At 63.7% G+C, this 25,992-nt stretch carries 26 protein-coding genes; 6 read left to right on the top strand and 20 right to left on the bottom strand.

The features are described 5' to 3' along the window. Positions 1–3: 3 nt before the first annotated feature. From FEZ59_RS23910 to FEZ59_RS23875, 8 genes are all read right to left on the bottom strand, one after another. Positions 4–159 (bottom strand): hypothetical protein, encoded by a 156-nt coding sequence (locus FEZ59_RS23910; protein ID WP_019744371.1) that lies wholly within the window; start codon positions 157–159, stop codon positions 4–6. Between the two features lie 57 nt (positions 160–216). After that, positions 217–879 carry a hypothetical protein gene (locus FEZ59_RS23905; RefSeq protein WP_019744372.1) on the bottom strand — a complete coding sequence of 221 codons (663 nt, stop codon included), beginning with the start codon at positions 877–879 and terminating at the stop codon, positions 217–219. Between the two features lie 49 nt (positions 880–928). Next, entirely contained in the window at positions 929–1,903 is a 975-nt protein-coding gene (hemB, locus tag FEZ59_RS23900; RefSeq protein WP_172933299.1) for a porphobilinogen synthase, read from the bottom strand. Between the two features lie 75 nt (positions 1,904–1,978). Next, on the bottom strand, positions 1,979–3,541 hold the full coding sequence (locus FEZ59_RS23895) for a bifunctional uroporphyrinogen-III C-methyltransferase/uroporphyrinogen-III synthase (RefSeq protein ID WP_003941969.1): 1,563 nt from the start codon (positions 3,539–3,541) through the stop codon (positions 1,979–1,981). Between the two features lie 60 nt (positions 3,542–3,601). After that, positions 3,602–4,576 carry a hydroxymethylbilane synthase gene (hemC, locus tag FEZ59_RS23890; RefSeq protein WP_019744374.1) on the bottom strand — a complete coding sequence of 325 codons (975 nt, stop codon included), beginning with the start codon at positions 4,574–4,576 and terminating at the stop codon, positions 3,602–3,604. Next, complete coding sequence (locus FEZ59_RS23885) at positions 4,573–5,934, bottom strand: glutamyl-tRNA reductase (RefSeq protein ID WP_003941867.1); 1,362 nt, start codon at positions 5,932–5,934, stop codon at positions 4,573–4,575. The genes hemC and FEZ59_RS23885 overlap by 4 nt, the downstream gene beginning before the upstream one ends. Further along, the gene (locus FEZ59_RS23880; protein WP_021343418.1) at positions 5,931–6,794 is read right to left on the bottom strand and encodes a redox-sensing transcriptional repressor Rex; all 864 of its coding nucleotides are present in this window, start codon (positions 6,792–6,794) and stop codon (positions 5,931–5,933) included. Before FEZ59_RS23880 ends, FEZ59_RS23885 begins: the two co-directional genes overlap by 4 nt. Before the next feature lie 140 nt (positions 6,795–6,934). Next, positions 6,935–7,195 carry a glutaredoxin family protein gene (locus FEZ59_RS23875; protein ID WP_003941953.1) on the bottom strand — a complete coding sequence of 87 codons (261 nt, stop codon included), beginning with the start codon at positions 7,193–7,195 and terminating at the stop codon, positions 6,935–6,937. A 200-nt stretch (positions 7,196–7,395) separates the two neighbouring features. Between FEZ59_RS23875 and FEZ59_RS23870 the strand changes: the two genes are divergently transcribed. Further along, positions 7,396–8,391, top strand: a complete 996-nt coding sequence (locus FEZ59_RS23870) for an HAD-IB family hydrolase (protein WP_020968932.1) — start codon at positions 7,396–7,398, stop codon at positions 8,389–8,391. A gap of 39 nt (positions 8,392–8,430) precedes the next feature. On the opposite strand, the gene FEZ59_RS23865 is transcribed toward FEZ59_RS23870, so the two are convergent. From FEZ59_RS23865 to FEZ59_RS23835, 7 genes are all read right to left on the bottom strand, one after another. After that, on the bottom strand, positions 8,431–9,468 hold the full coding sequence (locus tag FEZ59_RS23865) for a lysophospholipid acyltransferase family protein (RefSeq protein ID WP_134999264.1): 1,038 nt from the start codon (positions 9,466–9,468) through the stop codon (positions 8,431–8,433). Next, positions 9,465–10,598 (bottom strand): NAD-dependent epimerase/dehydratase family protein, encoded by a 1,134-nt coding sequence (locus tag FEZ59_RS23860; protein ID WP_084325119.1) that lies wholly within the window; start codon positions 10,596–10,598, stop codon positions 9,465–9,467. The genes FEZ59_RS23865 and FEZ59_RS23860 overlap by 4 nt, the downstream gene beginning before the upstream one ends. A 237-nt stretch (positions 10,599–10,835) precedes the next feature. After that, on the bottom strand, positions 10,836–10,937 hold the full coding sequence (locus FEZ59_RS23855) for an AURKAIP1/COX24 domain-containing protein (protein ID WP_003402602.1): 102 nt from the start codon (positions 10,935–10,937) through the stop codon (positions 10,836–10,838). 244 nt (positions 10,938–11,181) lie between these two features. After that, positions 11,182–11,394: a helix-turn-helix domain-containing protein gene (locus FEZ59_RS23850; RefSeq protein WP_263284141.1), complete on the bottom strand. Its 213-nt coding sequence runs from the start codon at positions 11,392–11,394 to the stop codon at positions 11,182–11,184. 150 nt (positions 11,395–11,544) lie between these two features. Next, positions 11,545–12,360, bottom strand: a complete 816-nt coding sequence (gene proC, locus FEZ59_RS23845) for a pyrroline-5-carboxylate reductase (protein WP_019744381.1) — start codon at positions 12,358–12,360, stop codon at positions 11,545–11,547. Positions 12,361–12,394: 34 nt separating this feature from the next. Further along, positions 12,395–13,240, bottom strand: a complete 846-nt coding sequence (locus FEZ59_RS23840; protein WP_172933298.1) for a thioesterase family protein — start codon at positions 13,238–13,240, stop codon at positions 12,395–12,397. After that, complete coding sequence (locus FEZ59_RS23835; RefSeq protein WP_029536759.1) at positions 13,237–13,905, bottom strand: MerR family transcriptional regulator; 669 nt, start codon at positions 13,903–13,905, stop codon at positions 13,237–13,239. The genes FEZ59_RS23840 and FEZ59_RS23835 overlap by 4 nt, the downstream gene beginning before the upstream one ends. 150 nt (positions 13,906–14,055) lie before the next feature. Between FEZ59_RS23835 and FEZ59_RS23830 the strand changes: the two genes are divergently transcribed. The 4 genes from FEZ59_RS23830 (at position 14,056) to FEZ59_RS23815 (ending at position 20,075) form a co-directional block, all read left to right on the top strand. Further along, complete coding sequence (locus FEZ59_RS23830) at positions 14,056–14,679, top strand: TetR/AcrR family transcriptional regulator (protein WP_172933297.1); 624 nt, start codon at positions 14,056–14,058, stop codon at positions 14,677–14,679. A 159-nt stretch (positions 14,680–14,838) separates the two neighbouring features. Then, complete coding sequence (locus FEZ59_RS23825) at positions 14,839–16,305, top strand: wax ester/triacylglycerol synthase domain-containing protein (protein ID WP_029254838.1); 1,467 nt, start codon at positions 14,839–14,841, stop codon at positions 16,303–16,305. A gap of 3 nt (positions 16,306–16,308) precedes the next feature. Next, positions 16,309–18,645: a glycerol-3-phosphate 1-O-acyltransferase gene (locus FEZ59_RS23820; RefSeq protein WP_019744386.1), complete on the top strand. Its 2,337-nt coding sequence runs from the start codon at positions 16,309–16,311 to the stop codon at positions 18,643–18,645. Further along, entirely contained in the window at positions 18,642–20,075 is a 1,434-nt protein-coding gene (locus tag FEZ59_RS23815; RefSeq protein WP_019744387.1) for an HAD-IB family hydrolase, read from the top strand. Before FEZ59_RS23820 ends, FEZ59_RS23815 begins: the two co-directional genes overlap by 4 nt. Here FEZ59_RS23815 and FEZ59_RS23810 read toward each other — a convergent pair. From FEZ59_RS23810 to FEZ59_RS23800, 3 genes are read right to left on the bottom strand one after another with little or no spacing between them, the layout of a single operon-like run. Beyond that, a complete protein-coding gene (locus tag FEZ59_RS23810) occupies positions 20,055–20,939 on the bottom strand; it encodes a sugar phosphate isomerase/epimerase (protein ID WP_019744388.1) in 885 nt (294 codons plus the stop codon). The two genes, FEZ59_RS23815 and FEZ59_RS23810, sit on opposite strands and share 21 nt — an antisense overlap. A gap of 7 nt (positions 20,940–20,946) precedes the next feature. Continuing rightward, entirely contained in the window at positions 20,947–22,080 is a 1,134-nt protein-coding gene (locus FEZ59_RS23805; protein WP_172933296.1) for a hypothetical protein, read from the bottom strand. After that, entirely contained in the window at positions 22,080–23,030 is a 951-nt protein-coding gene (locus FEZ59_RS23800; RefSeq protein ID WP_003941975.1) for a Ppx/GppA phosphatase family protein, read from the bottom strand. Before FEZ59_RS23800 ends, FEZ59_RS23805 begins: the two co-directional genes overlap by 1 nt. Before the next feature lie 66 nt (positions 23,031–23,096). Between FEZ59_RS23800 and FEZ59_RS23795 the strand changes: the two genes are divergently transcribed. Next, entirely contained in the window at positions 23,097–23,882 is a 786-nt protein-coding gene (locus FEZ59_RS23795) for a hypothetical protein (protein WP_003941928.1), read from the top strand. Positions 23,883–23,981: 99 nt separating this feature from the next. Here the strand turns inward: FEZ59_RS23795 and FEZ59_RS23790 are convergent, their stop codons facing one another. Both FEZ59_RS23790 and FEZ59_RS23785 read right to left on the bottom strand, forming a co-directional pair. Continuing rightward, complete coding sequence (locus tag FEZ59_RS23790) at positions 23,982–24,671, bottom strand: response regulator transcription factor (protein ID WP_003942020.1); 690 nt, start codon at positions 24,669–24,671, stop codon at positions 23,982–23,984. Further along, positions 24,668–25,903: an ATP-binding protein gene (locus FEZ59_RS23785; RefSeq protein ID WP_019744391.1), complete on the bottom strand. Its 1,236-nt coding sequence runs from the start codon at positions 25,901–25,903 to the stop codon at positions 24,668–24,670. Before FEZ59_RS23785 ends, FEZ59_RS23790 begins: the two co-directional genes overlap by 4 nt. Between the last annotated feature and the right edge of the window lie 89 nt (positions 25,904–25,992).

Raw genomic sequence — 25,992 nt, 5'->3', positions numbered from 1 at the left:
GCGCTATCCGCTGACGATGCCCGGAATCATGAGCACCAGGAGTGTCACCAGAACAGAGGCTCCAAGGATCGCGAACAAGATCACTTCGGTCCGTGAACCACGTTGGCGCAGTGGAGCGTCGTGGGTGCTTTCCGTGCGCAGGGCTTCCTGAGAACTCATTGTCTACGACCTCTCCCCTACTACTGCAGTGACCCGTTTCACAGTACCCCGAGCTACCTATCGGTTCCCCGCCGGGGGGAAACGAAGAAAGTACGGATTGGACTCTTTTCGGTGCATCATCACGATGGCCCCGACAGCAGCAACTGCCTGCAGGATTTCCGCTCCGCCGAACAGCAGAGTGGCCGCGCCGCCGTCGCCGCCGAGCCCGAAGATCACGGGGATCGCAGAGACCAACATGAAGACTCCACAGAACGTCAGCAACATTCGAGCCCAGTTCTTGCCACGACTCATCGAGCGCACGAACAAAAGGAACACCGCGGTGACGATCACCACCAGGACAGCGGAGAACACGATGACCAGTGGGAACATTCCCTCCACGTCGGAGCGTGTCAGACCGGCGTCGACAGCCGCCTGGTTCCTGAGCATCTCGTCGACGAACATCGACTTCTGCCCGAGCAGCATCCAGATCATCGCGCCGCCCTGGACCAATCCCAGCGCCGTCACGGCCCACCACAACTGAATCGCGGTCACGACGTCCGTCGGCGGCTCGGGTTTCGGCTGGGGGCCCGGGTATCCGTTGTAACCGGGGCCGTATCCCGGGATCTGACCCGTCGGCATCGGTCCGAGTTCGCGGTACGGCTGATTCTCGAACGGCTGGTTCTCGTAGGGAGGTTCCCGGCGGGGCGGTTCCTGGCGCGACGGCGGCCACTGCTCGGTCATGACACCAGCGTATCGGTCGATACCGGTGCAGCCACCATGCGTGACTCCGTCACAGCCATCCGGCAACTTCCGACGCCCAGTACGTGAGGACCACGTCGGCACCGGCGCGGCGAATGCTGGTGAGCGATTCGAGAATCGCCGCGTCCCGGTCGATCCACCCGTTCTGCGCGGCGGCCGTGATCATCGAGTACTCACCCGAGATCTGGTACGCCGCGACCGGAACCGGAGACCGGTCGGCGGTCTCACGCAGAATGTCGAGGTAGGACATTGCAGGCTTGACCATCACCATGTCGGCGCCCTCGGCGATGTCGAGGTCTACCTCGCGCATCGACTCGCGGCGGTTGGCGCCGTCCTGCTGATAAGTACGACGATCACCTTGCAGTGAGGATCCGACGGCTTCACGGAACGGTCCGTAGAACGCTGACGCATATTTCGCGGCATAGGCGAGCTGACCGACCTTGACATACCCCGAAGCATCGAGTGCACCGCGGATCGCAGCCACCTGACCGTCCATCATGCCGCTGGGACCGAGCAGGTGCGCACCCGATTCAGCTTGCGCGAGAGCCATTTCGACGTATCGGATCAAAGTTGCGTCGTTGTCGACGGCGCCGGTGGCGTTAAGCACGCCGCAGTGGCCATGATCGGTGAACTCGTCGAGGCAGGTATCGGCCATGATGACCGTTGAATCACCGAGTTCTTCTGCCAGAGCGCGCAATCCGACGTTGAGGATGCCGTCGGGATCGGAGGCACCGGAGCCCTGAGGGTCCTTGTCCTCCGCCTTGGGGACGCCGAAGAGCATCAGACCACCGACGCCGGCTTCCACTGCTTCCACCGCGGCGGACCGCAGCGAATCGAGCGTGTGCTGGAAAACGCCTGGCATGGAACTGATCTCACGCGGCGCATCGATGCCGTCTGCAACGAACATCGGCAACACGAGGTGCCGGGGTTCGAGCGAGGTCTCTGCCACGAGTCGCCGGAGCGCTGGGGTGCGCCGGAGCCGGCGAGGGCGATGAGTGGGAAACACGAGAAGTAGCCCTCCTTCGTCGGAACCTGTGAGTGGTTGAGGAGTCCACAGACTCCTCAACCACTCACGGGTGCGCTAGCGCCTGCGGGACTTCTTACGCGGCGGCGGCAAAGCACCTTCGGCGCGCAGACGAGCTGCGTGCTCGGCGAGAGCCTCCACCAGCGGTCCCACCTGCGAGGTCTCGGGCTGCACGTCGACGCGCAGACCGAACTCGATAGCGGTTTCGGCCGTCTTCGGGCCGATGCACGCGACCAACGTGCGGGCGTGCGGCTTGCCGGCGATGCCGACGAGGTTGCGCACGGTCGAGGACGAGGTGAAGCAGACGGCGTCGAATCCACCGGTCTTGATCATCTCGCGGGTCTCGGCCGGCGGCGGCGCTGCCCGGACGGTGCGGTAGGCGGTGACGTCGTCGATCTCCCAACCGCGTTCGCGCAGGCCCTCGGCGAGGGTTTCGGTTGCAATGTCCGCGCGCGGCAACAGAACCCGGTTGACCGGATCGAAAACGTCGTCGTACGGGGCGAATTCGGCCAGCAGGCCTTCGCTGGACTGCTCACCGGTCGGGATCAGCTCGGGGTTGATGCCGAACGAGCGGACCTTGGCTGCGGTTGCTTCGCCGATGCAGGCGATCTTCACGCCGGAGAAGGCGCGAGCGTCGAGACCGAACTCTTCGAACTTCTCCCACACTGCGCGAACAGCATTGGTGGAAGTGAAGACGACCCACTGGTAACGACCGTCGACGAGGCCCTTGACCGAACGCTCCATCTGAGCCGGGCTGCGGGGCGGCTCGACGGCGATGGTCGGAACCTCGATCGGGATCGCTCCGTGAGTGACCAGACGGTCGCTCATCTCGCCGGCCTGATCCTTGGTGCGCGGCACGAGGACAGTCCAGCCGTACAGTGCACGCGATTCCCACCACGACATCTTGTTGCGCTGCGCGACAACCTTGCCGACGGTGACGATGAGCGAGCCCACCAGTTCGGATCCGGCTTCGTTGAGCGTCGCGAGAGTTGCCTCGACGGTTCGCTGCTGACGAGTGGTGCCGCGGACGGTGATGGCAGCAGGCGTCTGCGGAGCCAAGCCGTTCTCGACCAGCGCGCTGGCGGTCTCGGCGAGATGTCCCGACGTCGCGTGCAGAACAAGTGGTCCCGGTGCAGCGGCCAGAGCAGCCCAGTCGACTTCACCGCGAACGTCGGCCTCGGTGTGACCCGAGCCGAGAGCCATACCGGCGTAGCTCGGCACTGCCGAACCGGAAGGCAGACCCGGGAGAACCTCGAACTGAACCTGCGTGCGGGCCACTGCGGTGACCTCTGCGATCACGGAATCCGTGGTCAACGGGTCACCGGAGACCAGACGCACGACGTCGTGGCCGTTCTTGGCCTCGTGCACCAATGTCTTTGCAACCTCGGCAGGCTCACCGAGTGCCGGACGCACGTCCGCGATCAGCTCGCCGGTCTCCTCGTCGCGGCCCATGTCGATGCCGACGAGCGCGACTACGCCCTTGTCGACGTCCGGATCGGTGAATGCCATTGCGGCGCCGGTGAGGACGTCACGTGCGCGAACGGTGAGCAGGGCGGGGTCGCCCGGTCCCGATCCCACGAACAGGATCCGTCCGGGAGTGTTCTTTCGGACTCGGGTCATCGGTGATTCTCCAGTGCGCTGTATCGAAATGGGAACTTGGTGCAAGTGCAAAGTGGGGCGTCAAACATCGGCTGCCTCGCCTGTAGTCACGTTCATCAACTCTCGGGCGCCGAGTTCGAGTAACTCGCGCGCTACCGCTCGGCCGAGTTCCTCGGCCTTGTCCGGCGCACCGACGGCGCCGGTACGGATGACGTCCGAACCGTCGATGGCGGCTGCGCAGCCGCGTACCGACAGTTCGTCGAAGATTCTGCCGTCGTCGTCGAGGGATTCGACGATCTCCGCGATCGCTCCGACCGGAGCGGTGCAGCCCGCTTCCAGCTCGGCGAGAAGTGCACGCTCGGCAGTGACTGCCGCCCTGGTCCCGGCGTCATCGTGCTCAGCCAGGATCGCCGCCAATTCTGCATTGGCAGAAAGGCATTCGACGGCCAGAGCACCCTGCGCCGGAGCGGGGAGCATCTGCACGGGCTCGATGTTCTCGGTGATGAGATCGAGCAGACCGATACGGGACAAGCCGGCGCGAGCGAGGATCACGGCGTCGAGTTCACCGGATTCGACCTTGCCGAGACGGCGCTGCAGGTTGCCCCGCAACGGCACGATGTCGAGGCCGAGCCCGAGCGCCTTGAGCTGCGAAACACGGCGCGGCGCCGAGGTTCCCACCTTGGACCCGGCCGGAAGCTCCCCGAGGACCAGACCGTCGCGGGCGACGAGCGCGTCACGCGGATCCTCACGAGGCGGAATCGCCGCGATGACGAAACGCGGATCCTGCGCGGTCGGTAAGTCCTTGTAGGAATGCACAGCGACGTCGACGCGGTTGTCCAGCAAGGCTTCTCGAAGCTCTGCCGTGAACACTCCGACGCCGATCTTCTGGACGGGATCGGTGGACTGGTCGCCCTTGGTCTTGATGATGACCAACTCGGCGGGATGTCCCGCTGCAATGAGGGCATCGCGCACGGTACCGGCCTGCGTGGTCGCGAGAAGACTTCCGCGAGTGCCGATCCGCAGCGGGCTCCCCGATCGAGGGGTGGTGACGCTCATGCCTGCAGGTCCCTTCCAGTGCGGTCGCCGTCCACCAGATCGGTGGGTGTGGCCACGGCCGCGGGAGATCCGGGGCTGAGTTCGAAGAGTTCGCGCAGCGCTGCTGCGTAGGAGTCGCCGCCGGGGGCCGACGCCAGTTGCTTGACGCGCACGGTCGGGGCGTGGAGAAGCTTGTCCACGACGCGTCGCACGGTGCGTGCAACCTCGTCGCGCTGCGGATCGTCCAGGCCGGGCAGACGCGAATCGAGCCGCATCAGTTCAGCTTCGACGACGTCGGCGGCGCGCTGACGCAAAGCCGTCACGGTCGGAGTGACCTCGGCGAGGCGCTGTCCGGCAAGGTAGGTCGCAAGTTCGCCGGCGACGATGGTGCGTGCGGCATCTGCGTCGGAAGCGGCTGCGCCTGCCGCCGGATCACGCTGCAGCGTCTCCATGTCGAGAACGGTGACGCCCGGCAGGCCGGCGACGGCGGGATCGATGTCGCGAGGGAGCCCGAGGTCGCAGATGACCAGATGCTTGGTGTTGTCGCGATCGGGCTCGGCGAGTGCGCGGTGCACATCCGCCAGGGTGACCACTGCCCCGACCGCGCCGGTACAGGTGACCATGACATCTGCCTGCGCCATCGCGGCCGAAAGCTGATCGAAGGCAACACCGTCGGCGTCGACGCCGTTGGAGCGTGCCGTCTCTGCCAGGTGCTCGGCGCGTTCCTGTGTCCGGTTGACGACGACGATGCGTGCGATTCCGGCGCGGGTGAGATGCGCAACCGACAGACCGCCCATCGAGCCTGCACCGACAACCACGGCAGTGCGGCCGACCAGGCCGCCCTCACCGATGATGCCCGCTGCACGATCGAGAGCCACGGACACGACTGATGCTCCGGCTGAGTCGATTCCGGTTTCGGAATGCACTCGCTTGCCGACGCGCAGTGCCTGCTGAGCCAGTTCGTGGACGACGCGTCCGGCGGCCTGCTGCGCATCCGAAGATGCGTAGGCCGAACGGATCTGGCCGAGGATCTGCTGTTCGCCGATCACCATGGAATCGAGGCCGCTGGCCACCGCGAAGAGGTGCTCGACGGCTGCTTCGCTGTAGCGGACGTACGCGTGAGCGTGCAGCGCTGTCAGGTCGAGACCCGAATGGTCGGCGAGGATTTCACCGACCTCGGTGAGTGCACCGTGGAACGCGTCCACCACCGCGTAGACCTCCACCCGGTTACAGGTGGAGACGATCATCGCTTCGGAGATGTGCGAAGACGCCAGAAGCTTGTCGATCAGCTTCGGACGATCGGTGTCGGTGACAGCTACTCGCTCGAGCACCGGGACGGGCGCGGTTCGATGCGAGACCCCGACAAGCAGAACACTCACGGCGCGATCACTGATCCGTTTCTTGTCGAACCTGCTCCGACCGGAGCGGGTGAACTGGTGGATGGGACTGACGAAGCGGATGCGGCGTGAGCCACTCGTACTCGCGGCGCGCTGGATGCCTGATCGGCATTGCGCGCACTGTTGAAGGAGAGAACCTGCATCTCGACGGCTAGATCGACGCGTCGCAGTTCCACGTGATCGGGAACGTCGAGGGCGATCGGCGAAAAACTCATGATGCAGCGCAGTCCGGCGCTGACGAACTGGTCGCACACGCCCTGAGCTGCCTCGTCCGGTGTGGAGATGACGCCGATGGTCGCATTCAGTTCACGGCAGGCGACGGTCAGTTCCTCGGTGCTGCGCACGACGAGATCCCCGACTCTGCTTCCGATTCGATCTGCGTCACTGTCGAAGAGTCCGACCATCTCGAAACCGCGGCGGCTGAATCCGCCGTAGCCGACCAGCGCCTTGCCGAGGTTTCCGACTCCGACGAGAACGACCTTGTGCCCACGATCGAGTCCGAGTGCACGCTCGATGCGGATGCGGAGCCTGTTGACGTCGTACCCGACGCCGCGGACACCGTTGGGTCCGAGGAACGACAGATCCTTACGCAACTTCGCTGATCCGACACCGGACGCCTGCGCAAGTTCCTCGCTCGAGACGATGGAGGTACCCCGGTCGGACATCACTCCGAGGACCCGCAGGTATGCGGCCAAGCGCGTCACCGTAGCCTGGGGGATGACGCGATCCTGAGCGATCGAGTCGGTGACAGAAGAGCCCGCAGCGCCGGTGACGCGCTGAGCCACAGGCTCATGCGTCTGGTGCGGTTCGGTCACGTCGCTGGCTCCTCGTCCGGTCGACACGACTGTCGACCTCCACGATGCTCCGGGGGAATGTTCACACCACGGTAACCGCTTGTGAACCCATGCACAAAGTTGCTCGAGACGGGTTCGATGTGCCGTTCACCTGCAAAGCGGCTCCGCGGACAACTTTGAGGGTTGCCTTACTTGCGTAAATCGTCACGAAGGCGCTCTTCGTCAACTTCCCAGTAACCGTGCTCGCGTCCGTCGAGAAGAATGACCGGCAATCTGTCTCCGTACTCCGCTCTCAGCTCTGGATCCGTCGCGGCAGCTTCGTCTACGTCGATGCACGTCAATTCCAGCTCGAACTCGGAACAGACCCGTCGTAGTACCTCCGCCGCGCCGACGCAGGACGCGCATCCTGCGCGTGTCAACAAGGTCACTTCATGCGTAGCTGCAGTCATCGACGCATACCTTTCTTCTACTGGGACGCCATCTACTTGATCGGTCGAGTGTGCCTCCGGAGCCCCACTCGGTACCAAATCGGCGGAGAGGAACGTCACACACCACAGGGAAGGTCACCATCCAACCCATCGGGCCTCATCGCGGAGGATAGGCTGACTCGAAGAGTTCTCTGCTCGAGAATGCAACACGGGAGGTGCGGGTGCCTGCGCGATCACTACCGAACGGCTCCGGATTCGGATCAGGGCTTGCCGGGGTCATTCTCCCCGGACGTCGCCATGTAAAGAATCCGCTGGGCCCGAGTGAGTCGGAAGTTCGAGCCAATCTCGCCGGCGAGGCGAGCGCTGATGCAGCTCTGGCATTGCACGAAGCTGCCAACCCCACAGAACCGGAAACCGGCGAAGAGCCCCCGGCCGTTCCGCGCGACCTCACGGCCGCCGCATTCTTCGACGTCGACAACACCATGGTGCAGGGTGCATCGATCATCCACTTCGCCCGTGGTCTCGCTGCACGCAAGTATCTCAAGACCTCGGATCTGGTGGATTTCGCGTGGAAGCAGATCAAATTCCGAGTCACCGGCCGAGAAAGTAGTGACGACGTCGCCGAAGGCCGCGAGAAAGCACTGTCTTTTGTGGCCGGTCGATCCACCGCCGAACTCGCCCGCCTCGGCGAGGAGATCTACGACGAGGTCATCGCCGACAAGATCTGGCCAGGCACGAGGGCGTTGGCCCAGATGCACCTCGACGCCGGACAACAGGTGTGGTTGGTGACGGCAACTCCGGTCGAACTGGCTCAGGTCATCGCCGAGAAACTGGGACTGACCGGCGCGTTGGGCACCGTCGCCGAAAGTGAGGACGGAGTCTTCACCGGCCGACTCGTCGGCGACATCCTGCACGGAATGGGCAAGGCTCACGCCGTGCGGACGCTGGCGGTGCGTGAAGGCCTCAATCTCAAGCGCTGTTCCGCCTACTCGGACAGCCACAACGACGTACCGATGCTCTCGTTGGTGGGGACACCGGTGGCGATCAACCCCGACGCAGACCTTCGTGAACTCGCGAAGAACCGCGGTTGGGAAGTTCGTGATTTCCGCACCGGACGAAAGGCTGCCAAAATCGGCGTTCCCACAGCGCTGGTACTCGGAGCAGTCGGCGGTGCGCTCGCGGCAATTCTCGCCAGGCGCAAAGAACAGAACGCCTGAGCGGGTTCGGTCCGGATCGAGAAGCGATCCGGACCGAACTCAGCCGAGAAAGACGTTGCGACGCTTGGCCAACAGTCGATACAGCGTCTGCTGAATGGTTTCCCGGACGTGGTCCGTGACCTCGAACAGGACCATCGGATCGTCGGCTGCACCGCTCTCGAAGGTGTCGGTGACGATCGGCTTTCCGAACTCGATGTACCACTTCGACGGCAATGGAACCAGGCCGAGTGGCCCGAGGTGCGGAAACAAAGGTGTGACCGGGAAATACGGCAAACCGAGAACGCGTGCGAGTGTGGTGAGATCACCGATCTTCGGATAGATCTCCTCCGAGCCCACGATCGAGCACGGAATGATCGGAACACCGGTTCGCATTGCGGCCGACACGAAGCCACCGCGCCCGAACCGCTGCAACTTGTACCGCTCACTGAACGGTTTCCCGATGCCCTTGAATCCTTCCGGGAACACGGCCGCGACTTCACCGTCGTTGAGCAGACGCTCGGCGTCGGGGTTGCACGCCAACGTATGGCCGGCTTTGCGCGCCAGCCCGCCCACCACCGGCATTTCGAAAGCCATGTCCGCAGCCAACATTCGCAGTGGACGATGCGCCGGATGATGATCGTGCACGGCAACCGACGTCATCAGCCCGTCGAGTGGGATGACACCGGCGTGATTGGCAACCACCAACGCTCCCCCGGTGAGGGGAATGTTCTCGATCCCACTGACCTCGACGCGGAACCATTTCTCGAACAACGGCCGCAGCATTGGCATGACGACGTTGTCCGCAAAATGCGGGTCGAATCCGAACTCGTCGACCTCGTAGTCGCCGGACACCCGACGTCGGAAAAATTCTGCTGCCGAGGCGATCTGGTCGACGATCGCCGACCTGGCCGCATCGACGAACGTGCTCTCACCACCATGGTCGGCCGCCGACGGCACTCCGGACGGATGCCGACGCTGACTTTGTTCACGGACGTCACGCTCCGCGCCGGTGACGGACTCACGCGAACGAGAAGCTTCCGACTTTCCGGTGTGAGTTGCGCTGGGCCGCAGGGGAATTACCTTCGCCACGTCAGTCACCCCTTCACCGCACTTCGTCCCGACAACGGCATATGCATCACGTCTGCACTTGCGCTCGCCTCGGCAGTGTCACCGCCGAGGATGGTGGTCAACGCATTCTCTGCCCGATCGATCCACTCGGACTTGATGATCCGGCGCGTCTGCATCGCACGCATGAAATCGTCGAGTGCCTGCATGGTGGTCCATCGCGGCTCGAAACCCAACTCGCTGCGCATGCGAGTGGTGTCGAGTCCGCAGCCGAACCGGAAATACTCGAGTTGCTCGTCGGTGTAGAGCCTCATGGAGGACCCCACCAACGCGCTCCCGACACTACGGAACAGAGCGAGCGGCATCGGAACTTCCACCCTGCCTGCCCGGCGGATCGCCTGCGACATCATCACCACTCCGTCGCCGGCGATGTTGTACGTACCCGAGGCGTGGCCGATGGTCGCCTTCTCCAACGCTGCGAGCGCATCCTCGACGTGGAGCAATTGCAGACGCGCGTTGCGCCCGACGATGGTCGGCACGAGCGGGGCGGTGACGTAGTGCCCGACAGTTGCAGTCAGCTGAGGTCCGATCAACGGCGCCAACCGCAGAATCCCGACCGAGATGTCGGGACGCCGACGCCCCATCCCGCGAAGATATCCCTCGATCTCGAGGCTGTCGCGGGCATATCCGCCCGGCGGCCGGCGGCGCGCACTCATTTCTTCGGTGAACTGAGCGGGATCCTTCGCACTGCACCCGTAGACGACCGAAGCCGAGCGCAGGACCACCTTGCGAACCGTCGGAGCTTTCTGGCAGACCGCGAACAGTTGCATGGCGCCGATGACGTTCATGTCCTTCATCGCGGCGCGACTGCCGGCTTTGGGGGCTTTCTGAAGCGTCGACGCGTGCACGACGGTGTCGACCTCGGCGTTTCGGATCACTTTGCCGATCAGCGGATTGCGGATGTCTGCTCGCACGAATTCCGCGCGGCCCATTCTGCGCATCATGTCCTTGCTCGGACTGACGGCGTCGACGGCGATGACACGCTCGATCGACGGATTCTGCGCAAGCCTGGTCACCAGGTAGCCGCCGAGGAATCTGCTCGCCCCGGTCACCAGTACGACGCGAGGCGTCGTGCCCCCTGAAGTGTTGTCACCTTCAACCACCAAGTACCCCCATATCCAGTAGAAACGCGCTCTGCCGAAGCGTTCCTCCCGCGATTTTCCCCCACTTTACGGGCAGAGGGGGTCCCGCGCTGACTACCCAAAATTCGGCCATTCAAGACAAACCGCCCAGACAATGAGACGGCCGACACATCTCTCCCCTGAGATACGTCGCCCCTCCCCTGAAATACATCGATGCCCGCCACCCCGGAAGGGGCGGCGGGCATCAACAGGTACTGCTTATTTACCGAGTTTCCTGCGCTGTACTCGGGTACGACGAAGCAGCTTGCGGTGCTTCTTCTTCGACATGCGCTTGCGACGCTTCTTGATCACTGAACCCATAGCGGGTGTCCCTCACGTTCTTCTCTAGCGTTCCTGCGCACGCCGGTCACGTACGCCTGCGCCAAGCAATTGGCGCCTGGCCCTCGTTTTAACTAGCTCAGCGCCTTACGACACCAGCTTGCTGGTACGACAGTGACTCATCGTACCGGTGTGGACTCACTCGGCATAAACCGAGCCTCCGGCACAGCAACCGCTGTGCCCGCGACTCGGCTCACGCCGAGGTCATCCTCTTCGAACCGGCTGGTCAGCCGGCATCGAAGTACGAGGTTTCGAGGTAATCGTGTACCGCCTTCGCGTGTACACGGAACGAACGGCCCACTCGTACAGCGGGCAATTCGCCACTGTGTACCAACCGGTACACAGTCATTTTCGACACCCTCATCAAAGTTGCTACCTCAGCAACAGTGAGGAATTGCGTGCCGGCCACTGCCGGCTTTCCGTCGTGGGACGAACCCATGGACGGCTTGTTTGCAGACACCATTAATCCACATACCTCCAGCACGACTCGCGCCGCCGGCTTCCCCTCCGGCGGAACAGACACGTACGTACTAAGTCGAGCTTAGCTGTACTGGTGGGGTTAAAGCGACGGGTGTGGCTAAACGGACGACTATTCCGCAGCTGAACCCATCGCGGCCGAGCGCGACTTGGCGGCATCCAAGGCATCGAAGAACGCCGTCCGCAGGCCGCCCGCTTCGAGCTGACGCAGTGCCGCAGCCGTCGTTCCACCCGGTGACGTCACCGCGGCGCGAAGATCCGTCGCGCTGTCGCCGGTGCGATCGAGCATCGCTGCGGAGCCGACCATCGTCTGCACCACTAATTCGGTAGCGACCGGGCGCGTCAGGCCGAGACCGACTCCCGCATCGATCATCGCTTCGGCAACCAAGAAGAAGTAGGCCGGGCCGGAACCGGAGACAGCAGTGACCGCGTCGATCTGCGATTCGGGAACCGTGACCACCTTGCCGACGCTGCCGAGGATGCCGCGTACGAGCTCGAGATGCTCGGCCTTGACGTGCCGTCCGGGCGAGAGAACGCTCACGCCCTCCCCGACCAGCATGGGGGTGTTCGGCATGACGCGGATGACCGGGAACCCTGCGGGCAGACGCGTTTCGAAGAACCCGGTCGGGATACCCGCCGCAAGGGAAACGATCAATTGCTCGAGGTCGCCGTCCAGATCGACCTTCGTCAACGCGGTGAGCGCCGATTCGACGTCGCCGGGCTTGACCGCGATGACGATGACGTCTGCGCCCTCGGCGGCGTCGGCAATCGTGCTGACGCGGATGGAGTATTCGGCGATCAATTCGTCTGCGCGAGGTTGATACTGCTCGGCGACAACCAGATCCTTGATGGCGTGGCCGGCCTGCAACAGCCCGGAGATCAGCGCCTCGCCGATCTTGCCGCCACCGATAATCGCAATTCTTGTCATGGCGAACAGCCTGCCACGACCGCAGCGATCGACCCTAGCGGGGCATCATCGCCAATTGACGACTCTGTACGACGACTGCGCCCGTCGAATCGAGAACAGCATGATCCTCTTCGAACCACGTGCTGCCCAGAACATCCGAGCTTGCCCGCACGCGAAGCCATCCCGGCGTCGGCAGTCGGCGCAGGTACGTCGTCAACTGCACGGTCGGCGCCCACCCGAACAGGCCGCGGTTCATCGTCACGGGCGCGCTGATGTCGCCCGCCATGATCGCGAACAGCACAGCGGTGTCGATGTCGTTCTCGTCCTCGGGTCGAGGACGAACCCACATCCTGACCTCGGCCTCACCTTGGCTGCCGGTCAGGAAGTGCGCCGAGGTGGTGTCGATTCGCATGTCGCAGCCCTGCCCGACGTGCACGACCTGCGCCATCGGGTGATCGCCGATGACGGCCACCGCACTCTCCGGCGGTTCCGGTGACATGTCGTCGATCGACGAGGCAGTGACGAAGGTGGGGTCGCCGTCATCGGGGAATCCGAGCGTGACCGCCGCGCGAACAGCGCTGCGTCCCGCCTGGCTCAACTCGACGTCGAACAACGCGACCTGGCGTCCCTGCTTTCGGACGATCACCTCCAGTTCGACTTCACCGGGGTCGGGGGCGGACAGATAGTTGGCGCTCACCGCGAGTGGCTGCATCTTCAGAAGCGAGTCGTTCGCACCTGCGCCGTCTCGCAGACATTGACGCGCGGCAGCGGCGCACACAGCCATCATGGAGCCGCCGTGCACTTTCGGCCCGATGGTCCAGATCGGATCGATCGTTGCGGTGTATCGCCCGTCGCCGAGCGAGGTGAGGCGATTGAGATCTTGAAAGGGGCTGGTGCTCATCGATTTTCCTGTTCGGTGCTTTCTCGGTGTTGCGGGAAATGTCGTGCGGCCAAGTCTTGGTGCGCCAGGCGTCGCAATGCTGTCAGGACAGGTTCGTACATGGCGGTTCCGAGGACCGCATAGCGAATGCCGTCCTCGGTCGAAGCGGCATGGCGAACGCCCTCCTTCGTCGTACTGGTGGGCATCAGCTCGATTTCCACTTCGGCAATTCCTCGGATGTGGTCGCCGTAGGCGCGCAATCGCTCGTCCGAGAGGCTCAGTCCGGCATCCTCGAGACCGATCAGTGCACGCTCGAGGTGAGCAACCGCCACGTACCTCGGCTCGTAGACCTGACCGAGAAACTCCAGAACCTTGCGAGCTCTGGGGAACTGTTGATCCGGCACCGGATCGACGTAGGGCGGTAGTTGCGCGATCGCGCGACCGAAGGTCTCGAATTCGGATCGCTCGTCACTGTCCACCAATTCGAGCACCGCACGAATCCGTGGAATCGCGAGTCCCGCCCCGGCCAGCGCCCTGATCAACGCGAGTCGCCGGACGTGCTGTTCGCCGTACCTCGCTCCCGTCGCGCTGGTCGGCTCACCAGGCATCAGCAGACCTTCACGGAGGTAGTACTTGATCGTGGCCAACGCAACGCCGGACTGTGCGGCCAATTCGGAAACCTTCACCGCTCCTCCGTCCAACTCGCTCGGGCCACCACTGGATAGTGATGCTATCCAATGGTGGCCGAGCATCGGTAGGCAGGACATGCCTTGCGCTAGGGTTGAACCTTCTCTGCGCACACCACCAGAAATTTCCGAACGGAGCGAACAGGCGGAATGACGGATTTGCAGTCGGGGGCTCAACCCGACGAACAGTGGCGCATCGTCGAACCACTGACGCTGACTCCCCTGCTCACCGCCGCACTCGAGGTGTTCCACGAACTCGGTTACCACGGAGCGTCGGTTCGTGACATCGCAAAACGTGCCGGTGTCACCGTGCCGACGCTGTACTACCACCACGGCAACAAACAAGGCATCCTCGTCGCGCTGATGGAACCGGGCATCGAGAACGTCACCGCACGCGCGAGCGCTGCGGTCGACGCTGCCGGACCGTCGCCGACGGCACAGTTCGGCAATCTCGTCGAGGCGTGTGTTCTGCACATGACCAGTCGCTCCGACATCGCGTTCCTCGATTCCGAACTGCGGTACCTCGAGGACGCCGAACGAAAGAGCTACGCCGCCAAACGAAAGAAGCTCGAGAATCTACTCGTCGACGTTTTGACGGCAGGCGTCGACAGCGGTCAGTTCACGGTCCCGGACATCACCGGAACGGGCCGCGCACTGCTGGGCATGTGTCAGTCCGTCGTCCTCTGGTATCGACTCGACGGACCGCAGACTCCGCGCGAAGTCAGCGTTCTCTACCGCGAGATAGCTCTGAAAGCCGTCGGCGTCACTTCGTGAACGCTGGTCGAATTTCGAGGCATGTCCGATTAGCCCTTAACTGACGAACGTCACACCTGTCGGCTGACACCGAAACCGGGACGCGCCCACTGTCACGGGTCCACACTTAGAAGCAGAGATGCGCGGGGTGGATCCGCAGACCGAGGGAGTTCTTGACGTATGGCCAACAGCAATCCATTTGTTCCTCCGAGCGCGGTCGACGTCGACCTTTCCGCGGTTGCCTGGGGGGCGAACCGCACGATGTCCGACTTCGAGACGGGAATGTGGCGGATGGAAGAGGCGCAGCCGCAACTGCGCTCACCGATCGTTGCGGTAGAGGTTCTCGATCGAGCTCCGGATTGGGATCGACTTCTCGACGCAGTCGAGTGGGCATCGCACGTGGTTCCGCGTATTCGTATGCGCGCGGTGGAACCGGCGATGCAACTGGGCAATCCGGTGTGGTCGGTTGATCCCGAGTTCGACATCGGCTACCACCTACGACGCGTCCGCTTGCCTGCACCGGCGGACTTCGATCACGCGCTGCGCATGTGCCGTCACCTTGCGACCGAACCTTTCGACAAGGCTCGGCCGCCGTGGAGCGCGCTGCTCATCGAAGGTCTCGACGACGGTCGTGCCGTGTTCGTGGTCAAGACTCACCACTCCATCACCGACGGCATGGGCGGCATCCAGATGATGACGCTGCTGCACAGCAGGCGCCCGGATCCCACTCCGAACAAGCCCGACCGCACACCGCCGGCTCCGGAGCACCTGTCGTCGGTAGGTGCATTCGGCGAGGAGGTCGTCAGCGAGATCCGGCGTGCGCCCTCCCGTATCGCCAAGCTGGTTCGCGGCGCCACCAATGTTGCGACCACGGCGATCTCGAGTCCGTTCAGCACGGCTTCCGAGGTCCTCGGGTACGCCAATTCACTCCGCAAGATCGTCACTCCCCCAGCTCGTTCCGGTTCCCCTCTGCTCCACGATCGTGGTCTCGGACGGTGGTTCGGAACTCTCGAAGTGGGTGTTCCCGAGCTCAAGGCCGGAGCAAAAGCTGCCGGCGGCTCACTCAACGACGCTTACGTCGCCGCTTTGCTCGGCGGCTTCCATCGCTACCACGAAGCCTTCGGACAATCCGTCGAGAGCATCCCGATGGGTATGCCGATCAGCATGCGCACGGGCGCGGATGCCAACGGCGGCAACCGGTTTGCAGCCGTTCGCTTCAACGGCCCGGTCGCCGAAACGGATCCGGCCAAACGCATCAGGCAGGTGCGAGAGATCGTTCTGAGTCTGCGTGAGGAACCCGCGTTGGACGCTATCGACGTCGCCGCCCCGATCCTCGCTCGCCTGCCGAACTATCTACTCGCGAACTGGTATCTGTCCCAGTCGACAGGACTGGACCTGCAGGCGAGCAACGTCGCCGGCGTACCGGTACCGGTCTATCTCGCCGGAGCGAAGATCGAGCGGATGTTCCCGTTCGGCCCGGCGCCCGGTTGCGCGGCGATGGCGACACTGGTCTCCCACGTCGGGGTGTGCTGTATCGGAATCAATCTCGACACCGCCGCGATCACGAAGCCCGCGCTGCTGATGCAGTGCTTGCAGGAGAGCCTGGACGAGATCGTGGCTCTCGGAGTCCCAACGGAAGGTGCGTGAGTCATGAGCGAGAACACGACCAACCCGCGCGTGTACCTCACCGAAACCATGACAGAGGCCGAAGCCGGCGTGCTGCGAAAGTGGCTTGCCGACAAGGCAACCTCATCCGAAACTCGGCCGGTCACCGTGAACATCACCGACAAGACCCTTGCAGAACTGGCGGCTCGGACCGACGACCCGATGCTCGCACCGCTTCGAGTGGTGTGGATTCCGGACACCCATACCAAACACAACGTCGCGGTGCGACTGCGTGATGCACTGGCACCGCGCGATCCCCTCCACCCCGGACGCGGTGCGCAACGCAGAACCCTGCGCACCGACCCCTCACGGTGCCAGGTCATCGAAGGTGAACCAGCACCACTGAGCGATCTCGAGCGTCGCCTCGAAAAGAGCGGTGGCGGTTCACTACCCGAGTTCATCCGACGGCAGGCCGCCCTCGCACTCGAGCGCGCCGAATTGGGCCTTCTGGGTGGCCAGTACAAGGTGTCGCGTTTCGTCGTCGACGAGATCACCGACACCCGCCGGTTCACCACCGAGGTGATGGCTTTGGCCGACCGGTTGAACATCGCCGTCGCCGAAGTCGACCGCCGCGCCCGTGAAGCTCTCGAAGAAATGGTTGCCACCCAGAGTCGCCAAGCCATCGCGGTGTGGGATCGCCTGGGCCGCTACTTCGCTCGCGCCTACAAGCTGGACGTGGACACGAGCCGCTTCGAGGAACTCCGTGAGCTGAACAAGGAACACTCACTGGTCTTCCTCCCCAGTCACCGTTCGTACCTCGATCCCCTCGTCCTGCGTCCGGCGTTGATCGCGAACGGCTTGCCGCTCAATCACGTCATGGGCGGCCTCAACATCAGCTTCTGGCCCATGGGCTCGATCCTCAAGCGCAGCGGCACCGTTTTCATTCGTCGAAGCATCGGCAACGACGAGGTCTACAAGTGGTCGATGCACGAGTACATGCGCTACCTGCTCACCAAACGCTTCAATCTGGAGTGGTACATCGAAGGTGGACGCGGGCGTACCGGCAAACTACGCCCACCGCGCTTCGGTCTCCTGACCTACCTGACCAAGGCCTTTCAGGTCAGCGGCGCATCCGACGTGTACCTCGTCCCCGTCGCGCTGAGCTACGACCAGCTCTACGAGGTCGGGGCAATGGCTGCCGAGGCACTCGGCGCCGAGAAGACACCGGAAGGCCTGCGCTGGATGGTGGGTTACGTACGCGCACAGGGAAAACGCAACGGCGTCGCGCACGTGACCATCGGACGGCCGCTCTCACTCGCGGATGCACTCAGCCAGGAAACCGATCAGCGCCTCGCCATTCAAAAGGCCGGCATCGAGGTGTGTCACCGCATCAACGAGGTCACACCGGTGACCGTGTCTTCACTGGCGATGTTGGCGTTCCTCGGAATCGAAGACCGGGCGTTGACAGTTCGTGAACTCACCGCGATTCTCACGCCGCTGTTCGGATACATCACCGCGCGAAATCTTCCGATCGCCGGCGACGTCGAACTGTCCGATCCGCGTGTCATCGAGAAGGCGCTGCAGACACACGTCGATTCCGGTGTGCTCGAGCGCTTCGATCGCGGCGGCGAGCAGGTCTTCTACCTCGGCAAGGACCAGCACCTTGTTGCTGCCTTCTACCGCAACAACACAATTCACTTTCTCGTCGTGCGTGCCATCACCGAACTCGTGCTCCAGGCAGCCGTCGAAGAGCGGTTCGAGGATCCCGTCGGAGACGGTTGGGCCGAGGCCAAGCGCATCCGCGACCTGATGAAGTTCGAGTTCTTCTTCAGCGACCGGGACACGTTCGAGCAGGAGATGCGAACCGAGCTGACCCTGATCGATCCCGAGTGGGAAACCGTCATGGCCGCCGACAAACGAACCGAGCACATGATCGAGACGGTGCGGCCGTACCTCGCGCACCGAGTGCTGCAACCGTTCCTCGAGGCGTACCAGGTTGTCGCCGATCAGCTTGTGCTCGCGCCGATTTCGACGTCGTTCGACGAAAAGTCCTTCATCAGCAACTGCATCGACGTCGCACATCAGCGTCGCCTGCGGCAGCAGATCGCCAGCAACGAATCGGTCTCCGGTGAGTTGTTCGCCACTGCACTGAATTTGGCGCGCAACCGTAACTTGATCGAAGTCGACGACGACGGAGTCCGGGCCAGGCGCCTGGCGTTTGCCGCGGAGATCAAGGTCCAGGTCGAACGTCTGCGCCATATCCGAGCACTCGCGCATGCACGGCTCGATCAGGTGGCAATGCCCGTGCCCGACGCCGCAGCAGTAGTGACCATTCCAGAAGCAAACCGAGCGCCCGCCGAGAACGAGGAAGTAGGACTGTGACCGGACTCGAGCGTCTGCACTCCGCCATCGAAGCCGCGCCTCCCGGGCCCGGAACGATCGCCGCCTTCGACCTCGACGGCACGTTGATCAGCGGGTACTCGGCCAGCGTTGTGTACCGAGACCGCCTGCGACGCTTGGATATCAGCGTCGGCGAATTGTTGCGCACCACCGGCGCCGCGATCGACACCCAGTTCCGTGGCGCTGATGTCGGAGCGCTGATGGACATCGGCGTTCGCGCCCTGGGCGGCCGTACCGTCGAGGAACTCAACGACTGGGGCCGACGGTTGTTCAAGCAGGAGATCGCCGCGATGATCTACCCGGAAGCCCGTGGGCTACTGGCGGCGCACCGGCGAGCCGGCCACACGATCGTGATGGCCACGTCGGCGACTCCGTTCCAGGCCAAGTACGTCGCCGAAGATCTCGACATCGAAGACGTGCTGTGCACCGAACCCGAAGTCGTCGACGGCATGCTCACCGGCGAACTGTCCTCCCCCGCTCTGTGGGGGCCGGCCAAGGCCAATGCCCTTGCGGGCTATGCCGAGAAGATGGGCGCCGACTTGAAGAACGCGTTTGCGTACTCCAACGGTGTCGAAGACGTCTTCATGCTCGAGGCCGTCGGGCGACCTGTCGCGTTGAATCCCGATCGTGGTCTGGCCAGGATCGCGTTGCGCAATCACTGGCCTTCGGTCAGCCTGCGTAAACCGCAACGCGGCGCAACGCCGATCTCGACGATCCGAACGGCAACCGCCATGGGCGCGCTTGCTGCCACCGCCGCCCTCGGCGCGTCGGCGGGCATCGTCACCGGCAACCGTCAACTGGGTGCGAACCTGGTCGGCACCTACGGCCCCGACATCTCGCTCTCACTGCTCGGCATCGACGTCGAGATCGACGGCGAGCACAACGTGTGGGATCACCGCCCGGCGGTGTTCATGTTCAACCATCAGAGTTCCCTGGACATGTTGGTCCTGGGAACCGTGATCAAGCGTGACGTGACCGGGGTCGCGAAGAAGGAAGCGGCAAGCGATCCGCGGTTCATGCCTGTCGGCGCACTGCTCGACGTCGCCTACATCGACCGCACCGACACCACAAAAGCGAAGGCTGCGCTGCAACCGGCAGTCGACAAGCTCAAGAATGGTGTCTCGATAGTCATAGCTCCGGAGGGCACCCGTTCTCCGACGCCACGCCTGGGCCCTTTCAAGAAGGGCGGATTTCACTTGGCGATCCAAGCCGGTGTGCCGATCGTGCCCGTGGTGATTCACAATGCGGGTGAACGGATGTGGCGCAATTCGCTTGTCGCCCATCCAGGCCCGGTCTACGTCTCGGTGCTCGATCCCATCTCGACCGAAGGCTGGGAGACCAAAGACCTCGACGCACACGTCGAGAAGGTACGCGCGCAGTTCGAAGCTGCGCTACTTGCCGGCCACCGCTGAGCGTGCCAGGTGCTCGCGTGCAAACGCGAGCGCCTGCGCCAGCATCGACGACCGCTCCCGCCGGGTGCGCGCGTTCTGCGTGTTGATCTCGATGACAGCCTGGCCGCTGAATTCGCTCGCAGCCAATTGCTGACACAACTCCGCGCACGGCTGTGAGCCATGCCCCGGAATCAGGTGCTCGTCCATCGACGCCCCGCGACCGTCGGCCAGGTGCAGGTGCTCGAGCCCCTTGCCCATACGGGAGGCCAACTCCAGGGCATCCATGCCCGCCGTCGCGGTGTGCGACAGGTCGAGTGTGTAGTGAGCGTGATCGGAATCGGTCGGGTCGTACGACGGACTGAACGCGGACAACGCTGCCCCCGGACCGCCACGTTTACGCAGACGCTCCGCGGATTTGTCCTTGCCGCCGAAGAAGCTGTCGGCGCGCATGGGGAACATGTTCTCCACCGCCACCACGACGCTGCTCTTCGATTCGAGATCGACAACCTGTTCCGCGAAGCCTTCGGCGTACTTGCGCTGCCACCGGAACGGCGGGTGGACGACCACCGTCGTCGCTCCCAAGGTTTCGGCAGTGCGTACCGAACGCTCGAGCTTCTCGACCGGATCGGAACCCCACACGCGCTGCGAAATCAGCAGACACGGCGCATGCACGGCCTGCACCGGAATCGCATACTTGCGAACGAGGGCAGCCACAGCACCGATGTCCTGACTCACGGATTCGGCCCACACCATCAGTTCGACACCGTCGTATCCGAGATCAGCGGCGTAGCGAAATGCTGCTTCCGTGTTCTCCGGATATACCGAAGCCGTCGACAAGCCGACAGCGATCGGCCGACGAACCATGCGCTGCGATCCCCCGATCATCGTCCGATCAACCCGAGGTCAACAAGAACGCCAGTGGACCGAGCGTCACGATCATGCCGACGACCACCGCGATCACGAAACTCGTGATGTCGTCCGTCTTGCGCAGAACCCGCACGACGGCCACCAAGCCGACGATCACGATCAGCGCGAGCACCAACGCCACCCACGGCAGCATGTCCCACAGCTTCTCGAAGCCCTTGAACATCGCGCCGCCGACGATCAGTGCAACAACCACCTGACCGGCAAGCACTGCCCATTCACGGATCGAGTTACGCTCGCCTGCCTCTTCCGCTGCCGGTTCGGCTTCGACATCGGACTCCGCGGCGGCACTGGACTTTTTTGCACTGTCATCGACAGCCGGCGCCTTGACCAGATCGACCACGGCGGTCGATTCGGCCTCGCCGGCATCCGCGTCTGCGATCTTGTCGATCAGTTCGGTGCTCTCTTCCAGCGCGGCCGGAGCAGGAGCAGTCGGTGCAGGTGCCTTCACGACAGGAGTGGGGACACGCGGCGGCAGGATCGGCGGACGCAACGACGGCGACTGGGTTGCGGCGCGCTCCTGACGCATCAGATCGCCCGCCAGGGTCTGACCCGACAGCAGTGCTGGTTCCTGCGTTACCTGCGTCGGTGACGAGGAGTTGAGCGGTGCCCGGCTCACCCACTGTCCGGGCGAGGACTTCGAGGTCTGTCCCGGCGAAGGCGTGGAAGTCGGCTTCGGAGTGGTGACCGGCGGTGTGGCAACCGGCTTCGATTCGGCCTTGGGTGCCTGCGGCTCGTCATCGTCATCGTCATCGTCATCGTCGTCGTCGAACGAGACGGCGAAGGCGGCGGTGCGGTCGGCGGGAACCTTCGGTGCCGGTTCGGCTGACTTGGCGGTTTCTGCGACAGCCTCGGCCGGCGCAGAAGGTGCAGCGTTTTCTGGCGCAGGGGCTTCAGGCTGAGAAGCTGCTGGTTCGGCCGACTCGGGCTCGGCGGCCGCGCGCGATCCCGACTGGCGAACGATCGGGATCTCACCCGTCAGTTCGGCGACGGAGATGCCACCGGCTACGCCGCGCCGACGTCGTCCACCTCGGGATTCGACGCTCTGACCGTTCCGCTTGAGCAGTTCCGCTACGGAAATCTGCTGACTGTCCTCGGTCATCAAGCACTCACCACCAATTCACCGCCCATTTCTGTGTCGAGCTTTCGCAGAATCAGACCCTCACGCAGTGCCCAGGGACAAATTTCCAGTTCGTCCACTCCGAGCGCCCGCATGGTTGCCTCTGCGATGAGCGCGCCGGCCACAATCTGCTGTGACCGATCCGAGCTCACTCCTTCCAATTCTGCACGGTCCGCTGCCGTCATCCTGGATATGAAGGCTATGAGTTGCCTGAGTCCGCTGGAAGTCAGGGTCCGTTTTGCCCGGGGGCCTGCGGCAGAAGGGGCCGCGCCGGTGAGCCGAGCCAACGATCGAAAGGTCTTCGAGGTCCCGACCGTGCGGTCCCAGTCGCCGGCGGCGCGCAGTTCCTTGGCTGGTCCGACCAACTCCGCGTCCAGCCAGTCGCGCAATACAGCGACCCGGCGCTTGCCCGGCGGATCGGCCTGTAGCCAGTCGCGCGTCAACCGTCCCGCACCGAGTTGCAGTGAGAAGGCGACGTCCGGATCCTCGTCACCGCCTGCGGTGAGTTCGAGCGAGCCGCCGCCGATGTCCAGGTTCAGGATGCGTCCGGCGCTCCAGCCGTACCAGCGGCGCACGGCAAGAAAGGTCAGGCGGGCTTCGTCGACCCCGGAGAGAACCTCGAGATTGACTCCGGTCTCGGCGCGGACGCGGGCGAGCACAGCTTCGGAATTGTTGGCGTCACGGACGGCGGAAGTGGCAAAAGCCATCATTTCCTCGCACCCGGACGTCTTGGCGATACCGGCGAATTCGGAGACCGTCGACACCAAGCGATCGGCCCCTGACGTGGTGATATCGCCGCGGTCGTCGGTGTTTTCTGCCAGCCTCAACGTGGACTTGGTCGAGCTCATGGGTGTTGGGTGGCCGCCCCGATGGGCGTCCACAACCAATAGATGGACGGTATTGCTTCCGACGTCGAGTACCCCTAGTCGCACATCGCCACGTTACTGGGTCTACCGTCGGCCCTTGTGACAGCAGGTAACCCAGACCGGTCCCACAAGATGACTCCGAGCCCCGAGGTCGATCTCGATTTCCCGCGCGAATGGGTCGAATTTGTCGATCCGGACAACTCCGAGCACCTCATTTCCGCTGATATGACGTGGTTGCTCTCGCATTGGACCTGCGTGTTCGGCACGCCGGCGTGTCAGGGCATCATCGGCGACCGCCCGGACGACGGCTGCTGCTCGCACGGCGCTTTCCTCTCCGATCAGGAGGATCAGGACAAGCTCGATGCGTCAGTGAAAATGCTCACAGCCGAAGACTGGCAGTTCATGGAAAAGGGTCTCGGCAAGAAGGGCTACGTCGAAGAAGACGACCTCGAGGACGAGCCCGCGCTGCGCACCCGCCGCTACAAAGGTGCATGCATCTTCCTCAACCGGCCGGGTTTTGCCGGCGGCGAGGGCTGCGCACTGCATTCCATGGCGCTCAAGAAGGGCATCGAGCCGCTCGAGGTGAAGCCGGACGTGTGCTGGCAGCTACCCATCCGCCGCACCCAGGACTGGGTCGACCGGCCGGACGGCGTTCAGATCCTCAAGACCACGATCACCGAGTACGACCGCCGCGGCTGGGGTGAGGGCGGCGACGACCTCGCCTGGTACTGCTCCGGCTCCCCCGACGCTCATGTCGGGGAGCGGCAGGTCTGGCAGTCCTACGGGCCGGAACTGACAGAGCTTCTCGGAAAGCGTGCGTACGACGAGCTGGCTCGCCTCTGCAGGCGTCGCGCCGGCCTCGGCCTCATAGCAGTCCATCCGGCGACCACGATCGCTCAGAACAAAGCTCAGGGCTGACTCCACGTAGACAAAAAGAATTCAGCCGCTCACACGATCGTGTGAGCGGCTGAATTCTTCTCGGCATTCGTCTCGATATTTCTTCTCGACGAGGTTCGATCACGCTTCGAGCTTGTAGCCCAATCCTCGGACCGTGACCAGGTGTTCGGGCTTGGCCGGATCCGATTCGATCTTCGAACGCAACCGCTTCACGTGTACGTCAAGGGTTTTGGTGTCACCGACGTAGTCGGCGCCCCAGACGCGGTCGATCAACTGTCCACGGGTCAGCACCCGGCCGGAGTTGCGGAGCAGGTACTCGAGGAGGTCGAACTCCTTGAGCGGCAACGTCACCGGGTTACCGGCGACCTGCACGACGTGACGCTCGACGTCCATCCGTACCGGTCCGGCCTCGAGCACCCCGTTGTCGGAGGCGAGATCCGCCTCGTTCTCCACCCCGCGACGCAGCACCGCACGGATGCGGGCGATCAGCTCGCGCGCCGAATACGGTTTGGTCACATAGTCGTCCGCGCCGAGTTCGAGGCCGACGACCTTGTCGATCTCACTGTCACGCGCCGTCACCATGATGACGGGAACGCCGGAGCGCGACCGCAGCGCCTTGCAGACGTCCGTGCCACTCATGCCGGGCAGCATGAGGTCGAGCAGGACGATGTCCGCTCCGGAGCGATCGAATTCCGCCAACGCCGACGGTCCGTCGTTGACGATGGTGGTCTCGAAGCCCTCCTTGCGGAGCAGGAACGCCAGCGGGTCCGCCAAGGACTCCTCGTCCTCCACGATCAGCACACTCGTCATCGTTTGGCCTCCATGCCGTTTTCTCTACTGCCTTGTTCTCGTCTGCCGATCCGCGTGGAACCGGCGGTTCCCGCGTCGTCAGAGTCGATGTCGTCGTCCGACTCCACGTGTGCCGGTATCTGCAACGTGAAGGTAGACCCTGTTCCCGGTTTGCTCCACAGTTCGATGGAGCCGTTGTGATTGGCCGCGACGTGTTTGACGATCGCCAGCCCCAGACCGGTTCCGCCGGTCTGCCGTGACCGCGCCTTGTCCACGCGGAAGAATCTCTCGAACACTCGCTCCTGGTCCGCTTTCGCGATACCTTCTCCTCGATCGGTGACTGCGATCGCGACATTGTCACCGCGTACGGACCGACTGACGGACACCGGAGAACCCTTGGGCGAGTATGCAATAGCGTTCTCGATGAGGTTGGACAATGCTGTGACGAGGAGAGTCTGATCCCCGAGTACTTCCAGCCCACTCGGATGGTCTGTGGTGACGGTGATCCCGGCGGCCTCGGCCGACAGATTCGACCTCGACAGTGCCTCGGACACCACGGTGTCGACGTCGACCACGTCGAGATCCGGCAGCTTCTCGGCGCCCTGGAGGCGCGAGAGTGCGATCAACTCGGTGACCATCTTGCCCAGACGAATCGACTCGCCCAGCACCCGTTCGCCGAAGTGCCGCACCGATTCCGGGTCGTCAGCAGATTCGAGCAGTGCCTCCGCGAGCAAACTCATCGCGCCGACCGGCGTCTTCAGTTCGTGGCTGACGTTCGCGACGAAATCGCGTCGCGTCGCCTCCATGCGGACCTGCTCGGAATCGTCGTCGGCGAACAGGACCACGAAATTGCGATCGTCCTTGCTGAGCAACCGGGCCGTGCCACGTACCGCGATCTTGTCGCGGCCTCGCTGAGCGGTCTGCGCCGTCAGATCGACCTCGACGGCTTGGCCCGTCCGCAGAACTTCCTGAGCAGCCCGCCAAGCTCGCTCGTCGACCAGACGATTCTTGACGAGGCCGAGTTCCTCGGCGCGAGGGTTGAAGAGCACGACGTCGTGGAAACCGTCGACGACGGCGATACCGCTTTCCGAAGCCAACACGATGAGGTCGAGAACCTGAGACATCGTGAGCCCGGTCTGTTCGTCCGAGCGCTGACTCTGGCGCGACGACAGCCTGGGTACCAGCACCCCGCCGACGAGGTAGCCGACCAAGCCGGCGACCACGACCAGCAGCACTGCAATCACGACACTCACGGCGCAATCGTACGTTCGCGCGAAGTGTCGGTTACGGCGGGTTCGGACGTTCCCGCCCGCGTAATCCGCCAGGTGGACGGCGTTGGTTC

The organism is Rhodococcus sp. MS13 (assembly GCF_013277835.1).
In the GTDB taxonomy this organism is placed as follows: domain Bacteria; phylum Actinomycetota; class Actinomycetes; order Mycobacteriales; family Mycobacteriaceae; genus Rhodococcus_F; species Rhodococcus_F erythropolis.
Note: the sequence above shows the minus strand (reverse complement) of the source record. Positions and strands in the feature narration are given on the sequence as shown.

Coding starts and splice junctions, on each gene's coding strand:
- FEZ59_RS23910 (WP_019744371.1), bottom strand. CDS start 159: ATGAGTTCTCAGGAAGCCCTGCGCACGGAAAGCACCCACGACGCTCCA.
- FEZ59_RS23905 (WP_019744372.1), bottom strand. CDS start 879: ATGACCGAGCAGTGGCCGCCGTCGCGCCAGGAACCGCCCCGCCGGGAA.
- FEZ59_RS23895 (WP_003941969.1), bottom strand. CDS start 3,541: ATGACCCGAGTCCGAAAGAACACTCCCGGACGGATCCTGTTCGTGGGA.
- hemC (WP_019744374.1), bottom strand. CDS start 4,576: ATGAGCGTCACCACCCCTCGATCGGGGAGCCCGCTGCGGATCGGCACT.
- FEZ59_RS23875 (WP_003941953.1), bottom strand. CDS start 7,195: ATGACTGCAGCTACGCATGAAGTGACCTTGTTGACACGCGCAGGATGC.
- FEZ59_RS23855 (WP_003402602.1), bottom strand. CDS start 10,937: ATGGGTTCAGTGATCAAGAAGCGTCGCAAGCGCATGTCGAAGAAGAAG.
- FEZ59_RS23850 (WP_263284141.1), bottom strand. CDS start 11,394: ATGGGTTCGTCCCACGACGGAAAGCCGGCAGTGGCCGGCACGCAATTC.
- proC (WP_019744381.1), bottom strand. CDS start 12,360: ATGACAAGAATTGCGATTATCGGTGGCGGCAAGATCGGCGAGGCGCTG.
- FEZ59_RS23840 (WP_172933298.1), bottom strand. CDS start 13,240: ATGAGCACCAGCCCCTTTCAAGATCTCAATCGCCTCACCTCGCTCGGC.
- FEZ59_RS23830 (WP_172933297.1), top strand. CDS start 14,056: ATGACGGATTTGCAGTCGGGGGCTCAACCCGACGAACAGTGGCGCATC.
- FEZ59_RS23825 (WP_029254838.1), top strand. CDS start 14,839: ATGGCCAACAGCAATCCATTTGTTCCTCCGAGCGCGGTCGACGTCGAC.
- FEZ59_RS23820 (WP_019744386.1), top strand. CDS start 16,309: ATGAGCGAGAACACGACCAACCCGCGCGTGTACCTCACCGAAACCATG.
- FEZ59_RS23810 (WP_019744388.1), bottom strand. CDS start 20,939: ATGATCGGGGGATCGCAGCGCATGGTTCGTCGGCCGATCGCTGTCGGC.
- FEZ59_RS23805 (WP_172933296.1), bottom strand. CDS start 22,080: ATGACCGAGGACAGTCAGCAGATTTCCGTAGCGGAACTGCTCAAGCGG.
- FEZ59_RS23795 (WP_003941928.1), top strand. CDS start 23,097: ATGACTCCGAGCCCCGAGGTCGATCTCGATTTCCCGCGCGAATGGGTC.
- FEZ59_RS23790 (WP_003942020.1), bottom strand. CDS start 24,671: ATGACGAGTGTGCTGATCGTGGAGGACGAGGAGTCCTTGGCGGACCCG.